Consider the following 17,721-nt stretch of genomic DNA (forward strand, 5'->3'; position numbering starts at 1 on the left):
TAAAACCATTTAATAATGAAAGATAATTAACATGTTTATTATCTTTCATATTGTCTCTTTGTTAATTTCGTTCACTTCAATCAAACATGCTGCGTCTATTCTCATGAAAAATAAGTGAGAGGCTTCTGCCTCTCACCGGAAACCAGCCTTTAGCTGAGTAAATTCATTGGGTATAAAACAACATCAAATCAGTCTGTCTTTGCCGATGGTTGTATCTGACCAAGCGGCGACAATCGCGGATTTTGTCTGGTTATCAAGGGCGTCCATAAAACCACTGTTTCCGACAGTCGGGGCAAATCCACTCATGGCCTGCACCAGTGAATCTACCACATGAGTTGATAGCGCGGTGAACTCACGTTCTCCTCTCGCATCTTTATCCCCTATCCGGGTGATAATATCCGCCTGATTACCATTGAAGTAATCATTGAAAGTGACCGAACCGGTGGCTTCAAACTGCCCCTGAGCAGAGGTATCGGTGACATGACGAGCTGTCAGCAGTACCAAGTCATAGCCGCTGCGCTGGAACCACAGGTTCTGCCAATTCAGGTTATTGAAGATAATTTTGTCGCTGGATTTGATATCTTCAACGAGGTTATCAATCACATCACCGCTGACGACAAAACTATTCACACCTGTCCCCCCCGTAAAGCGGTTCTGATATCCCCCCAGTACCAACAAATCATCACCGTCACCGCCATTGAGCTGGCTGAATTTGGAAACCACATCGGCGATCAGGTGATCATTTCCTTCTCCGCCATTGATCAGGGCGTGATAACCCATCAGTTTGATGGAATCATTGCCTTCATTACCTTCAATCCGGTTCTCATTGCCGAATACCGTCGCAAAATCATTGCCTTCTGCGAGTGCCACCTGATTGTTGTTACCGATGGCAACGACGTAATCCTGCCCTTCCCCGCTATCGATACTGTTAAAGTTACCGGAGGCCACGATATAATCACGTCCTTCTCCCCCTTCAATGACTCCGCCTTCACCAAAGGCAAAGACCTGATCGTTACCCTTGCCCATATAGGCGTAGTTAATACGGCCAGCCAACACGGCAACATCATCTCCGGCTCCGCCGAACATCATGTTTTCCCGTCCCATCAGAACACCCATGTCATTACCTTCACCGCCGGTGAAAACATTTGAAGTACCGAGCGAGTAGAACGCATCGTCACCACGGCCTCCCCAGAAGTTGTTGTTATCGCCAAGATAAGCGCCCATATCTTTACCGTCACCACCCCAGTTAAAGTTATAGTTACCCAGAGAAACGTGAATATCACCGTCACCTTGCAGATGACCGCTGTTACGCAGGAAATCAAAGGTCTTGTCCTGCATATTCAGTAAATCTGCGGTCAGGTTCTGTTTCAGGCTGGTGACCAGATTTTGCATGTCCTGCTGTTTTTTCTGGCTGAACAAGGTTGCAAACAGGTTTGGCAGATTAAATGAGTTAAAACCGGCTGTGCGTTCTGGCTGTACATTGTCTCCGGGCTGTTCTTCAACCTGTTTTGGCTGGTCATCAACAGGGGCTTTCGTTTTCAGCCCGTGATTTTCAAGGAAAGAATTCAGGGCATCGGTATCTGCCGCCGAATGCTCTTTGATGTAATCTTTCAGGGTTTGCGGATCAATAAGCGCCTTTAACTGATCACTGCTAAAGCCGCTGATAACCTCCAGCATCTCCTGTATAACCGCAACGCCATCCACAGTCTGACCGTTTCGGGAGATAATGTGACCTTCCGCGGTGTAATCCACATTAAAGATTTCTCCTAAAGTGGTATCTGCATCAACACGGGCAAGGCTCCGCAACAGTTTGTTTTTTAGCTGGCGCGGTAAATCCAGAACACTATAAGTGAATGTCGTTCTCGCCAGCCCTGTTGTTGTGTACTGCTGGGTCATCAGGCCAAACAGCGATCCCAGATTAATATCCAGCAGCGACTGAATATTGTCACCGAACATAAAATTCCAGCTACCGGTTGTCACCTGAATATCCGCACCGCGCCCGCCAACAGCAAAGTTAAAGGCGAGTTTTTCATTGGCCTGTCGGAATCGGTCTGCCCGGCTGAGATTACTGACTTTCGGCGCCTCTCCTCCCAGCCACTGGTTGTATTTTTTGTTCAGTGCGCTTTCGATATCGTTCTTCAGGCCACGGCCACTGCGTAATTCCTGAGAACCCATCTCAGTCAGTGAACGGTAATCCACACTGCTGGTCAAATCCAGCCCTGACATATCCTGTAGGTATTTTTTCACACTGGCGATTGTCCATTGCTCTTCCTGAACAGCCAGCCAGCCCGGAGAAGAGAACGAGCCGGAGATATCCTGCAAAACGCCTGACATACGGGATACGCCGTCAAACGGGTTAAGCATTGGCGGTGTCGGAATAGATTTATCCATCATGACAATCAGATCGTTACTGCGTCCCTGATTAAAGCTGATGTTCCGGTTGCCGATGAACAACTGTGCACCTTCCAGTGCCTGATAACCGGCAATATTCACGCTGTGTTTGCTGTCACCGTCTCCCAGATGAACCATGACGTTATTATCGCCAAACGCCAGAGACTTAAAGCCTCCCGTTCCTAATTTAAGGCCGACATTTGTGGTTCCCCAGTTAATGGAGGTAAATTCTCCGTCACCAATTTGCAGCTGCACATTGCCGGAATAACTGAGTTGATTGTTTTTTGATAGTCTGCTCGCATCATCGTTATTCTGAACAAGACGTTTACGTGATGAGTGAAAGGTTTCTCTGTTATCGGCAATCGCGCCGGTGGCGGCTGTACTGGTGTTTCGGCTGCCGATACGCGCAAGTACAATGTCACTTTCAGAGATACCATGACGTACCCGTTCTGAGCGGGTTTCCAGTTCATCGTTAGCATTCCAGTTCAGAACCGTTTTATTGTCATGCAGCTTATGCACCCACTGTTCCTGTGCATCTCTTCGGGTGTATTTACGCCCCGTATTATCCACGGCAATATTACTACTGCGTGCAGAGACTGAAGCACGGATGCCCTGCTGTTTAAGTTCAGTCATAAAATGACGGGCAAAGCCATCGCGCTTATCATCACTGATCAGAGAGCATCCCACCAGGCTGATATGCTCCGGTGTTCCGCCATAGCGGAAATCACGGCTGAACTGTTTTAAATTGATTGCTAATTCAGCCGCATTATAGCCCCCCATGCGGGTATGATTTAATTCAGTAATTTCACGCCCGTGACCGATAATCTGCCAGCGTAGTTTACCTGTCAGTCTGGCTGGATCACCGTATACCACCCGATATTGGCCAGTTGAGTCAAACTGAACAACAATACTGGAATCAGGGTGTTTCCCTGCCAGATTGGCAGCAGCTCTGGCAACAACCGGGTCATTCTCAGTCTGGATAATGATCTGGCTGTCAAAACGGCTGGAGCCGCTTTCCGGTTGCGGTGTAACGGTAATGTCTTCCCACGAAGCAACATTTTGATTATGTAGCGGGCGCTCTGTGCCTAAAGCATTTTTCATGGGGGAGCCATCAAAAATTTCCATTGCCAGAATATCTCTCAGGTTCATTTTGTCATCAATGACCGGACGATAAGAAGCCAGCGCCCGTCCATCCACAACAATCACCTGATTGAAAAAGCTTTCCTGATGCTCATTTTTGGGCATACCGTAGTATTGCGCCATATTCATGCCAGAACGGCTAAAGAAACGCTTAACATAAGCACTGAATTTCTCTGCCGAGGAGAATTCCACAATACCGACATTAGGATCATAGAACCCATACATCCGCGTTCCGCTGTTGTCTTTTGACCACGCCGCCATAGCATGATCCGAGGTATTCAGCTCAAGTAAAATCGCCCGGCCATCCGCATTGGATACCGTAATTTCGTCGATGACATCCTTCACGGTTAATGCCTGATTACCACTCAGTTTTTTCTTCCATGCCCTGAACGTGTTGTCATACATTGGTGCGCGGATATAAAGTGCAGAAAGTGCACCGAGTAATTTACTGGCGTTAGCTTTTTCCGATTCGGCGTACAGCTCCGGATGGCTGAGGACAGAAGCCGCAGAGTAGAGTTTTTTCAGAAAATCATTGCTGACATTATCCTGCCCGTCATTCTCAAGATGTTTTGCCAGCAGAACCAGTTCTGACAGCGGCATGCAACGCCCACCGAAACCATCGTTGGACAGATTCAGCAACATCAGTTGAGGAGCCAGATGTTCGTTTGCCTGTAAATCCTCAGCACCGGTAGAAGCGACATCCCGGAACAGACGGCTGTGTTTTTCTATTCTTGGCCGCAAGCTGAGTTTCAGTGCCCGGTTTTCAATTTCCCAGGATAACGCACCTTTCTGCTCCGCTGTCCAGCTGCCTTTCAGCAGCAGATCCACCAGTTGCTTAATTCCCATATCAGCATGGAAACTCTCAACCAGATGTTCAGCCTGATTATGCCCGTAGCCTGACAGGAATTTTTTTGTCGCCCGCAGATCGTACACTCTGCCGGTTTTATCTGTATGGGACTGTAAAAACTGCATATAACGCTTCAAATCGTTCCTGATGCCTTTGATAGCAGCACTTTCCTGTTCTCGCATGTTAGTTTCAAACAAATTGCTTGCAGACAAATTGCTTTCAGACAAACTGCTTTCAAACAAGTTGGTAACGATCTTATTAGCGTACAGCTCCATCATCCGGCGGCTGGAATCATGCCCCAGATAAGTATGTTCACCAGAGATGTTATAACCGGTGCTAATGAGCTTAGTACGCAGTTTTTCGCCTTCGGTTCCCAGCCCGTCCCGGCCAGTAAGCACCATGATAGGGGTCTTTTTGCTAATACCCTGTAGGTTCTTCTCCACTGAGAATTTTCCGTTAACCGATTTTGCCAGTACAGAAACGACGCCTGTCGGATTCAGGATATTATGAGCTGTAATGGCTTTGGTCATACTGGGCATCGGTCTGTCAAACAGCAGGCCGGCAACAGGTTGCCCTCTTCGTCCAACATAACGGGCCAGATCAGCCGCAATCGGTGCCCCCATTGAATAGCCGTGAATCACAATATTTTCAGGTTTAATACCACGATTGTTGACCAGATAACGGAACATGGTACGCGCATCCTGATACAGGCCGTTTTCAGTGGGGCGACCATCACTGGTACCGTAACCGCGCATACTGACAGCAAGCATATCAACACCCTGCTGTTGATAATGCGTCTGGATTTTACTGGCCTGTTCTTCTGCGGAAGAACCTGAACCATGAATAAACAGCACGACCTTGTCTGACGGCTCCACAGCACTCAGATGGTAATAACCTTCCAGACGCCCCGCCTCACCACGCAACGTGACTTTTTCTGCCATCTTTCGCTCAATTGCCCGGCTAAGCCCTATTTGCACTGCTTTACCGATACGCCGGCGATCATCTCTCATCCCGTACAGCTCATTATTCATAAAGCGAGCCAGCGGGTTACGTGGCTCACTGTCACGTAATGGTGAGCCATCATTTTCAATCGCCACTTTTTCCAGTATCTCTTCATAAAGATCATCCGGCTGGTCCAGGATCCGTCCCACACCATCACTATTTAACCGACGATATTTATTTTTGACCCGCTCAGCCTGTGTCGCCTTCTGCAATGCCTGACCAAATTGAAAGAGATCGTTAGGTTTCCAGATACCATATCCGGGACGCCACGCATGACCGAGAACGTTTTCTGCGCCGCCGGCTTTCAGAACACGGGCAACAACCGTTGAGCAGTTTTTGGCGAAAAGTTGGTAGCGCGCATCCGGGTCTGTGCTGATTTTTTCCCACTCAGCCTGCATTGCCGCTACATCAAGGCCTTCCAGATTGATGCGGAATACCCGTCCCTGATCGGCTTTGCCATCTTTAAAAGCGTTAATGTCAGCTAATTCTCGCTCAGCGAACTGGCGCGTCACATTGCCAATTAAATGCTCCATGCGTTTAGAATTCTGCAATTCTGCTGCCATACGCAGTACTTCGGCAAAACGCTGAGCCACTTCCTGCATATCCATATTGTCATCCCGCCATTGAGCAAGGAATGGCTGATAAATATGAGGCGGTATCTCAGCTGATTTAAGCATCTCAGGATTAGCCAGTGCAGCCATCGCGAAACTTTCACTGACATCCTTAAACTTGGCATCCACGCCTTTTACGGCTCTCAGTTTTTCAACGAATTCTTTCAGTTCACCTGAGCCATCAACCAAACCAAAATCATCATCTTCTTCGGAGGCAACGTCATATCTCAAAGCCGGATTCTGATGAGCAGGCATACTGAGATCACGCCAGCGGATCCGAAAATCAGACTGACTATTATTTGTCTCCATCAGTTCCTGTAAATTAAGGGATTTGCTGCCTGCCGGCCACCAGCTCACATAGTTCATGTCATTGAAATCCCTGACTTCTTCAGGGCTGACTTTCACACGCCCGTGACCAATTTGCAGCGCAGCATGTCCCACGCTACTGTGATCACTCGGTTTCCAGATATAAAGGGTGGCGCTGACCGGCGATAAATGACGCTCAATTTCCCGATGGACTTTTTTGAGGCCTGAAATATCAATCCCGATACCATCTTTTGCCAGATCACTGGCTTTCAGTTTGGAGAAAATGGCGTTGGTGACGTCCTGCCCATATTCTCTGGTAACGGCCTCCATAACCAGTCTGACTCCCTTGCCCGCAGTGTCTTTGGCTATCTTCACACTGAATCGGCCCTGCGTGACGAAATCACCCTGCGTATCAATATAGAGGTGTTTGGAATCACTGAGCTTAGAGTTGGAGAGTTTGTTGTACAGTTCGCTGAAGCTGCCTTCACCTGAACTTCTCAGTGTCGGCTCCGCCAGAGTCATGGATTCAGAAAGGCGCCCATAAATCTGGGATAACAGCTGTTGCATCGCCGGAGTCCGTTTTGAATCCGCGTGCCCAAGCACGTAACCTTCAACCTGCTGGCAGAGGTAGGTTAATTTTTCGATGGCATCCAGTGAATAATCCCGGTCTTCCATCAGTGCCTGCTCATAACGTTGCAGCGCATCAATGACGTTACGGTAACTTTCCCCCATTGGCTTACCTTTTATGTAAGCCTTTTGTTGCAATTCATCGACTGACATCAATTCAGCAGAGGGACGGTAACTCCAGCGACCGTTAATTTTTTCAGCCAAAATCTGCGTACGCCGTTGATCATAAGAAACGATATTATTTTCGATGAAATGCAGTTCTTTGGGGAACTGATCATAACTCTCATAATTAGCCAGAATGAATTGTTCAATGACTTTAAGCTGTGCCGGATCTTTCGGGTTTTCCACCTTAATCATCTTAATCGGAGAATGACGATTTTCCGGCCATGAATGCACTTCAAAAGTATTATCTGCCCCTTCACGGATGAGAATATTCAGTTCAGAACGCAGCCGATAAAACGGCAGTGCTTTATTCAGCATACTATCAATAGCACCCAGCCTGACGTTCAAATCAACTAATGTATCCGGCTGATAATGATCGGCATTTATCTCCCGATATTTTTGTTGCTCAACCGGATTCAGGGCATCGAAACGTACTTTCATGCCAATATCATTATCGTTCAGCCGGCTGCCTATCTGTTTCAATGGCAGATGTTTATATTCGGCAGCGGGTTTATCCAGTAAACGGATCTCACCGACCATCCCTTCACGCTGTAATTGGCGGAGTACCGGTAATTCAAGGTTCCAGAAGGTGCTGCCCAACAATAGGCCACCTTCTGCTATCACATAGACATCCCCGCGGGCTTTAGTTGCATATACTGAACTCCAAAGCCCCATATTGCTCCGGACAGAGGCCTCAATGGCTGATTGCTGCTCTTTTTGACGAATATCATGAGGGTCAAGCGAATGTGAGGCCCAATCCAGCAATCGTTCACTCAATGTGTTACTGAACGCATGCCCCGGTAAATCAGTGTCATAAACGACTTTCTTTCCATTAGGCTGGGCAGCATTCAGCAATTCACGGTATTGCTGGGAATTATTCCCCGAACGCAATGTCACCACACTCTGTTCACCGTCAGCCGGATCAAAATGGTAGCCGTACTGCTCCAGCTGAGCCATGAAACGGACACGCTTATCCCAGTCATAATCAATGGTGGATTCCACAAATAATTTTGCCAGTGAGGATACCTGAACCTGAGGAATAGTGTGTTTAATGCTGTTGAGATAACCTTCGATATAATCGATCATCTTTTGCCGGTTACTCTCATAAAACTCGGCATCAATACGGGCAATTCCCGGTACGGGGATATAATCATCAGCTGAAAAATCCATCAGGCGCTCAGTGTCACTATCCAGCCAGCGATAGATATCCGCGACTTTTTGTGCCCTTGCAGTAATCGTGGATAATGAGGCAGAGTTTGACGGTATCCGTCTGTTTTGCGGTAAACCATAATCTGCAGCTAAACGCTCATTTCCCAGTGCTTCCAGCTTATCTGTCACCGTCGCTGAAATATCAGGCAATGCCCTGCGCAGTGTTTCAGACGCATCAATTTCCCGACTAACTTCATCAGGAAGAGTGATATTGTGAGGCTGCTCATCTGGCTGCCGGGTGGGCACAATATTTGTCTTTCTGGAAATAATGCCTGCTTTAATTTGTAAACGGTCCAGCGCCTGTTTTGCATCAGCCAATGGCACCAGACTATCGTCTGACTCCGGGAGATCCAGCCTGAAACGCCCCTCACCCTGCGCCGCTATATCCTGAGTAATATGGCTGCCGGTATGTTCTGCACCATTTGGTTCATAAGCCGGGCCGGATAAACCACTCCCCTTGTTTTCTCTGCGGGCGGTTTTCTGGCTGCTGTTTTTCGCTTCAATTGCAGCATCCTGCTCTGCCTGCTGGACAGCGTTATATCCATCAGAGGCAGCCTGTGCGGCCCGTATCTTCTGTGACTGTGCCTCTTGCGACCGGAATTCTGCCCGGTTGCGGGCATCTGTAATATCCTTCTGCGCATTCCGTTGATTCTGTTCACTTCTGACAATACCCGCTTCTGACTTTTCCAGAGCTGTATCGATTTGATTCCGGTGTTGCAGAATAGATGAATCCGAAGATTTCAGTTGCTGCTCGGCAATGTTTTTTGCTTTATCCAGTTGTGACTGGAGATCATCCAACAACCTGCCCGCATAATCATGACGCCATTGTGTACCGGAATCTCCCTGATGATGCCCGTTTGGCAGATTATCGAGACTCTCTAGTGCCTTAGCTTTCGCCAGTAGATCATCAGTGATAGCCTGCTCCTCAAGCCTGATGACATCACGCTGTGCCAGCCCGTTCGTATTCAGAGCATCAAGATCGGTTGCTGCCAACTGATTCTGAGTATCCGCAATGGCCGCCAGCTGTTGATCTCTTTCCTGCATCAGTCGTTCACTGTCGGCTTCAGCATTTTCCTTATCGTCCAGCACCTCACCAGCCACTGAGGTTTGTGGTGTCTGCTTCACTTTGACACTTCCAGAACGATTTGAGCATGCAACAATGTTATCCAGAATGTAACCTCGGCCATCACTTCTGCCGGTGCCGCTGAATGCCAGCCGGTTACTACCGGCCTGTGCAATGAGTACCAGCTGTTTATGCTGCCAGGCGATACTATCGCCCGAAGATGAGAAAACAACCTGACCATTCCAGAGCACTTCTATACCGTTATCATCGGTGCTGCCTGCACGCGGTGCAAAGTCAAAATCAAGGGTAATAACTTCTCCCGCTTTCAACTGGTGGAGATCCTGATAAATGGTGGTGTTGGCATGAGCATCCAGTTCAGTCACATGACTACCGTGGCCTGCGTCATCCAGCCCATAAGATGCCGCCGGATGCTGGGCTTCAATCCCGTTGGTGGCTTGCCAACCCTGTGTACCGGCCTCAAAATCCCCGTTGGTAATCAGATTAGGCTTCTGATTTTTCGTGGGTTGCTCTTCTCCATTCATGATGGATTCCAGTCTGCCGACATCCGGTGTTTTCAGCTGGCTCACCGAAGCATGCAGATCGGCGGAAAGCGTGGAGCTGACTTCACCGATTTCCGTCAGTTCAAAGCCTTTCAGGCTGTTTATTTCCGGCAAATTGATGGCACCCCGCCCACGGTAACTGCCTGATGTATTAGCTTCATCACCCTGCACCAGAAAGTTAATTCCCTGACTGCCCATAGCTCCCAGTAACGTCTGTTTGATATTGCCGAACAGCGTTGCCAGTTTATGGCTTTCCGTGTTGCTGGAGGCCAGCGCCAGATTGTAAAAATCCCCGTTACCGATCTGAATAGCGACGTTATTGCGGGCATAGGAAGCGTGGATATTCATCCCGTCACCAACATGGATGTTGGCATTGCCGGTGCCTTTCATTACTGAGACATTCAGCCCGTCACCCACTTTGGTGCTGACATTGAGCTTACCCCAGGCCACATTGACCGAGATACCATCGCCCACTTTGGTATTCACGTTCAAATCACCGTGGGCAGCAACCACGCTCAGGCCATTCCCCACGCTGGTTGTGATATTACTTTTACCCTTCGCCGCGGTAATCTGCATACCATCACCCACTTTGGTGACAACATTACTCTGGCTCCACAGCGCATTAAAGCTGTCGCCCTGACCCACGTGCGTGACAATATTCGCATCGCCTTTCGCCAGTGTGACCTGACGGCCATTACCCACTTTGGTGATCACATTCGCTTTACCCCACGCGCCGGTGTAATCATCACCACGGCCTACATGAGTCAAAATGTTAGCCGAGCCTTGTACAACACTAACCGCACGTCCATCGCCGATCTTGGTCACCAGATTGGCTTTCCCTCTGGCAAAGTTATAGTGATCCCCGGCTCCCACATGAGTCATGATATTGGCATCACCCCAGGCTGCATTGACCGCCAGACCGTCTCCCATTTTGGTCATCAGATTCAGCGTGCCTTTGGCAAAACCCACGGTATTGCCATCCCCGACATGAGTCATAATATTGCCGAATTTGGAAACAAGCAGGCCAACCGTTGTCCCGTTACCGACTTTCGTCAGGATATTCCCCTTGCCCAGTAAGACGCCGGCAGTAACGCCATGACCAACATGGGTGATCACGTTGGCTTTAGCCGCGGCTAAAACCCCCATAAACTCATGTCCGACTTTCGTCACCACATTGGCTTCACCTAATGCCAGTACGCCGGTCAGCCCGCTGCCAGCGTGAGTCATCACGTTAGCCTGACCAAACATCGCTGCCAGTGTTGTGCCATCACCGACTTTGGTCATGATATTGGCATTACCAGCAAACAACCCGAGACTGGTGCCCTGACCCACATGGGTATAAATGTTAGCCTTGCCAATCATCACTGCTGCTGTCAGATCATTACCCGCTTTGGTGAAAATATTGGCTTCCCCCACCATCGCGGCAAAGGTATTACCATTGCCAATATGGGTCATCACATTGCCCACACCAATCATGGCGGCGAGACTATCGCCATTCCCCACCTTAGTGGCAAGGTTACCTTTCGCCACCATCAGGGCAACACTCAGGCCATCTCCTACATGGGTAAACACATTACCCAGTGCCACCATCAGCGCCAGCGCATTACCGTTACCCACTTTGGTAAAAACATTACCGCCGCCAGCCATCATTGCGCAGACTTCACCGTCCCCGATATGGGTAAAAATATTACCGACAGCGAGCATCGCGGCAATAGTTTCGCCGTCACCCACTTTGGTAAAGACGTTACCGACAGCCCCCATCGTACCCAGCGTTCTGCCGTTACCCACATGAGTCAGGACATTGCCCAGTCCCAGCATGATGCCGGTGGTATCTCCGTTACCCACTTTGGTCAGAACATTGGCACCGCCCATCATGACACCGGTTGTTTCGCCATTCCCGAGATGAGTCAGTACATTTGCACCCCCTCCCATCACAGAAAAGACCCGACCATGACCTTTGCGGGTCAGAACATTAGCGCCACCCAAAGCGATAACCCGACTATGGCTGTCATCGGTTTGTGGTAAATCAGACGGGGATGAATCGGAGGTAAGATGAGACGTACTGATATGGGTAATAACATTGGCGATACCGCCACCGTTGAAATTCAGATGGCCTTTTTTGCCTTTCTTGAAAATAACATTTGCCGCACCAGCGCCCCTGAATTCGGTATCACCCATTTCCGAGTTGTGCAGAATAACATTCGCAAGACCGGCCCCTTTAAAGTAAACATTGCCACGGGCCACATTGGATTTAATAACATTTCCCCCTCCCGCGCCTTCGAACCGGACATCACCGCTGCTGTCATTTTTTTTTATATCAGACGTGAATAATGCCTGTTCACGGACACTGCTCACATCAGCAATAGTCCCGGATGTTACCCTGACGGTATTGACGCTGTAATGCACATGACTCAGCGTATAACTGCCTTTACCCAAAGAGGAATAACCGTAATTAGGGCCGATAAATTGATCAGCCATTACTGCCGTTTGATCACCGGCTTTGTACCACGGTGTGGCAATGTATTTCAGCTTCCCGGTTTCAGGGTCGTTTTTCAGTTGAACGACCACAACCTTGGTATATTCCCCCAACACACGGGCATACAGATAAGTATTTTCCATCCGATTGGATTTTACCGGTTTTACATCAACCGTTGAGCCATCGGTAGAAATGGCATATCCCCCCATTCGGGCATCTGACAGCGAAATATTTTCTGCCGCGATCTGAACACCGTCAGCATAAGTTACCCACTCATTTTCCGGCAGTTCTTTCTCTATCGCATGTATCGTAAATGCCTGATGATATTCAGCCTTCAGGCCAGACAGGGTATAGGCGTTATCAAGGTTGATAATCTGGAAACCGTTACGTTCGGAGATATCATGTGATGCCAGATTATTAAGGTGATTACCTTCCTTGAACCACGATGTCGTGAAATATTTCAGTCTGCCGGTTTGCGGATCATTGCTCAGATGGATCTTATTAACTTTGGTTACGTTTCCATCAACAAGTGCAAAGAGGTGGGTATTGGTTTCCCATGCTGATTTAACGGCGGTGACTTTCTGATGGTTTTGGATCCAGTTGCCTGCCAGCGTTGCCGACATCAGAACCATCTCTTCTGCTTTTGCATAGGCCATCCCTTCTCCGCCGAAATTATCATCCGTGCCTTTCCGCGTGATCTGGTTATAGCCACCCGCTCCCATAAAATGGATATTGCCGTGGGTAACATCTGAGTAGAAATGGTTATAACCGCCAGCGCCGGAAAATGTGATATTGCCATTTTCACCATGACGATTAAGGCTATTGTAAGCACCCGCGCCTGAATAGTTCAGATGACCGGATCGGCCATTATGCTGGATAACCGCACCACCGGCTGCCCCGGAAAAAACAATATTACCTTCACCTTCTTTTTCGATTTCCGCATACCCGGATGCCCCTGTTACATTCAGGTTACCGCTGGTATCGCTGATTTTCAGATATGCTGAACCACCGACTACAGTATCATTGCCTGAACCGGTATAAACCGAGGCAGCAATTGAACCTAACGCGATATGATCATTACCACCATACGCATGAATTTGGCCGCCAAATCCGATAGCAACAATATTATTATCACCATCATCAGCGGTGTAGTTTCCTGTAAAAAAGTATTCAACACTTCGCCAGAACGGTTTTCCCATAGTTCAATCTCTAAATTAAATGCCAGAATTAAAGACAAAAACGCCCAATCACAAAAAGCAACTGGGCGTTGATGTTTATCTCAGTGTTAATAAAACAGGTTAAATTAAAATGATGAAAAAATACTCGACAGCCATTTATTTGCTTTCGGTATTGGAAGGAGTCGTCGTATCAGAAGGCCCTGCAACCTCAGCAGGAACAGCGAGAAAGCCAGCAGTCATTAATTTATTGATTTCAGCTTCCATGCGAGGATCTTCCAGCATATTCTTCACCATAGAAACCATATACATAAAACCAGACGCAGGCATATGAATAACCTGCTTTAACTCCAGTTCCTGATCGTTTTCAGCTAATACACCATTTGCCATTTTATTAGGCTCTTGCCCGACAAAGTAGAGGGAGAACACGCCTTTGTTATAATTGACGCTGGAAATGGTTTGAACAAATTTTTCAGACATACAACTAAATACCGTTAAATAGGTTTTAAAATGTTTCAATATCAGTTAATAATTAACCACATTTAGTTGTATCAATATTACGCAGAGCCTAACGGGATAAGCTCTATACACAATGGATTTCAAGATGCGTCGCGGCGGCAAGGGAATAAACCCCCAAGAGCATAGATAACCGTATGTTTATAAAAACGGTGACCGGGGTGAACGAACGCAGCCAACAAAGAGGCAACCTGAAAGACGAAGTGTATAATTCAATAATTGATAACAACCAGAATAAAGAATGGTGAACTTATCACTTCAAATGAAAATATCTTAAATTTAGATTTAAAATCAACATACGGTAGAGACAAAGTCCGTTTAACCACTATAGTGAGTCCGAATAACCTCACCCAATAAGAATAAAAAACATTCTATTATTTTTAACCTGCTTTCAAACAGCCAACAATGGATGAATGGATTGAAGTATGCATCCCTGCTGTAAGAGGGTTCTGCCATCTTTATTGTCACCTATAACTCACCGATACCAATGATAGCCCCATAAACTGAGCAAGCAGTTTCCGTCTGGCGCATCCGGTGTAGTAACAAGTGCCACAACGTCGTCTGGCCGGTGAAGACTCGCTTCTTTAAAAGGATAGCTATCCAGATCAATTAATCCATCTGCACGGATTACCTCCATCACCGAACTCTGCTGGCAACTAAAATGTACGCTGTTCTTCCTTCCGGGAATATATCAGAACTATGATGTCCCTGCTCTTATTGAAAAAATCCATATACTTTTGTTCAGATTTACTCTTTGTTTGAAAAAAATTAATTTTAAATTAAGCTTAAAACTATCCCATTAATTTTAATTAAGCAGGCTAGGATCATTATATGAAATCTAAAGTCATCGTATCCATTTCTTTGATTCTCTCTGTAGTAGCTTATTTTAAAAGAAGGGAGGATAAGACCGTAATTCAGCAGTTATTTCTCTGAAGGTCAATCCTTTTTTTCTGGATTAGATTAACCGGAAAATGACAGTATTAGCGGCATTGTAGATGCTGTACATAACTACAATTAAGGCAAAGGTCATTTGGTTACCCTTTAACATGCTATCATTGCCAATGAAAATCCTATGAAAAAAATAAAAGCTATCCTTATAACTGCTGTTACCACCCTGTTTATGCCTATAAGCCATGTCGTAATAGCCGAAGAAACAAAACCTCAAGGCCTAATAGAAAACCCAAATGTATATACGGAAGATGAAATATTAAGGCAACCCAGACTACTTGAAAATGCAATTGTCTCTTTTATTTATGAACAAAATGATAACCTTGAGAAATTACTTAATCTTTATAAAAGATCGCACAGTCAAGACCCCTATCTGATCCTTTGGGCTGAGGCGAAAATTCTCATGAAAAAAAGAGAATATCAGGAGGCTATCAATAAGCTAGAGAAATTTATCAAAAAGTATGATAACCCAACCGCCAAATTTGATTTGGCCATACTTTACTTACTCAATAAACGATACAATGAATCCGAAAAAGTTTTCAATGACTTATTACTATTAACCCATAATGAAAAAGAAAAGAAAATTTTAAATGATTATATAAAACATATCGAAAAGGGAAAAGAAGTTAAATTTGATATGGGTTTCTCCTTCAAAAGAGATTCCAATATCACAAGAATCACTGATAAAAGAACATATACGGGTCTCCACGACAATATAAGGAAAAAAGATGTCGGGGTTTCCTACAGCCCAGGCATGAGCAAAAAATATTTCTTTGATTCTGGCTTATTCTCTGAATTTGACATTGATGTTTATGGAATTAATTATCGGAAAGAAAAGAGATTTAATTACCTCAACACCAGAATAGGCAATAAATTCGGCTTTGAAGATTATTCAAATTATTTATACTTCAAACCTTTTTATATGAAGGCATTTTATGGTGGTGGTGGTTCATCTAAAGAAGCAAGTTTAAAACCTTATTATGACGCAATTGGATTTAACCTGTTTAAGTTATCGAGTTTAAATGATAACTTCAAATACTCTATTTTTTATGAAAACAGAAATGATTATTATAGCAAGAGAAAAGAACTTAACGGAGACGTTAATTTCGTTAGCAGCTCATTAATCTTTATACCTTTTAATGATTTATATATGTCATTATCCGGGAGCTATGGCATAACAGACAGAAAATCTAAAAAAGATAGTCATCATGACAAGGGGGCTGGTCTTCTAATCAGAAAACTGTTTTTAGATGATTATTTAGTCGAGTTAAGCTATCGAAGGATGAAAACAAATTACCAAGGTAATACTGCATTCCCTCTATGGAAAGATAATTATCCTTTGCCTATTCTATATAAATTCAAAAGAAAAGATGTTACTGATTCCATTTCTCTTTCACTCTCAAATGAAAATATTAATTTATTTGGCATTTACCCAACTCTTACTTTTTCTTATATAAAAAATAAAAGTACCCATTCTCTTTATTCCTATAATGAAAAAGATATTTTTGTTGATTTCAGGAGTCATTTTTAATGGTTTAACTGAACAGAGAGGTTTAGATAGAAACACGCCGACTTAATAAAATGAACAACCATTGTCATCAATATATACTCCGGTTATACGTTATCATCGTGTGAACGGAGTGAAAACGCCAACAGTAAATATGAAACAAAGTTTTCCATCGCTGATATCTACTTGTTTTAATTTGAAAAATAAAATCCTTCTAAAATTTGAAAAAAAAAATATTTAACTTAAACTTAATCTCAACAGTATCTCCTTAGTTTTTCCTAAAAAACAGATTGGAGTCATTATATGAACGCAAAGTCTAAAATATTTTTAGCTCTCGCTCTAGTTCTTTCTGTTACAGCCTGTTCTAAAGGTGGGGGATCCCATTCTTCTTTAGCGACTAATAAGAATCCTGATGATGATGATACTCGTATTATACCATTACCAACGCAAGATAACACCTATATAGCTTATAAACCGAATCCGTCTGATAGTACAAGTGTTGATTTAGCTAATTACGTTGGGAAGAATGTGTGGTTTGCCCTTTCTGGTGATTATTCTTTGGACGCCGGTAGCCAAGAGAACAGGAACCAGAATAAAATAGATTATGGACAAAACCAAAAGGATCCGGGACAGTATGATTATATTCAATTTGGTCAAACGGGTGATTATGTCTATATAGCAAAAGACCTCGGAAAGCCCGGTTATAAATTATTTAAAAACAAAGCTAATAACGCAACGTTAGGGCATACAGATAAGGATATATATCTTGCAAGCCCTTGGATGAAGGTGGAGCATCAGAATGATGGTAGCAACACTTATCATGGTAATGTAGTATTCCAGCAAGATAAAACTAAACAAAACATGATTCGCGATGATTTAACTATGACGCTAAATACTCACAAACAAGATATGGATAATATGACATTTGATGCCTCAATTCAGTTTGATGGCAAGGTGGTAGCTACGTTGTTACAACAACAAGTTCAGGCTTTGAAGAATAAAATTATAGTTAACGGTGTCAATTCTTTTCATACCACGCAGGAAGGTTTCGGTTTTTTGAATGGTCAGACGATATCATGGGGGTATACTGATAAAGATGCTACCAGTGTAAGCGGAATAATTGGCGATCCAAAGAACAATGATCAGTACGGTGCTTTCCTTCTGAATAAGGGGTGAATAAA

The 17,721-nt window shown here is 45.3% G+C and carries 5 protein-coding genes; 2 read left to right on the plus strand and 3 right to left on the minus strand.

Annotated features, from left to right (window positions below; genetic code table 11):
• Window positions 1-183: 183 nt before the first annotated feature.
• From rtxA to AACX38_RS00015, 3 genes are all read right to left on the minus strand, one after another.
• Complete coding sequence (rtxA, locus tag AACX38_RS00005; RefSeq protein ID WP_228862754.1) at window positions 184-13,593, minus strand: MARTX multifunctional-autoprocessing repeats-in-toxin holotoxin RtxA; 13,410 nt, start codon at window positions 13,591-13,593, stop codon at window positions 184-186.
• Window positions 13,594-13,728: 135 nt separating this feature from the next.
• Window positions 13,729-14,049 carry a protein RtxH gene (gene rtxH, locus AACX38_RS00010; protein ID WP_099121728.1) on the minus strand — a complete coding sequence of 107 codons (321 nt, stop codon included), beginning with the start codon at window positions 14,047-14,049 and terminating at the stop codon, window positions 13,729-13,731.
• Window positions 14,050-14,560: 511 nt separating this feature from the next.
• Window positions 14,561-14,725, minus strand: a complete 165-nt coding sequence (locus AACX38_RS00015) for a hypothetical protein (protein WP_228862755.1) — start codon at window positions 14,723-14,725, stop codon at window positions 14,561-14,563.
• A gap of 432 nt (window positions 14,726-15,157) precedes the next feature.
• Between AACX38_RS00015 and AACX38_RS00020 the strand changes: the two genes are divergently transcribed.
• Together AACX38_RS00020 and AACX38_RS00025 are read left to right on the plus strand one after the other, a co-directional pair.
• Window positions 15,158-16,564, plus strand: a complete 1,407-nt coding sequence (locus AACX38_RS00020) for a porin family protein (RefSeq protein ID WP_228862756.1) — start codon at window positions 15,158-15,160, stop codon at window positions 16,562-16,564.
• A gap of 279 nt (window positions 16,565-16,843) precedes the next feature.
• Window positions 16,844-17,716 (plus strand): hypothetical protein, encoded by an 873-nt coding sequence (locus tag AACX38_RS00025; RefSeq protein ID WP_228862757.1) that lies wholly within the window; start codon window positions 16,844-16,846, stop codon window positions 17,714-17,716.
• The last annotated feature ends 5 nt before the right edge of the window (window positions 17,717-17,721 follow it).

It is taken from the genome of Xenorhabdus sp. PB30.3 (genome assembly GCF_963895965.1).
Lineage (GTDB): Bacteria > Pseudomonadota > Gammaproteobacteria > Enterobacterales > Enterobacteriaceae > Xenorhabdus > Xenorhabdus stockiae.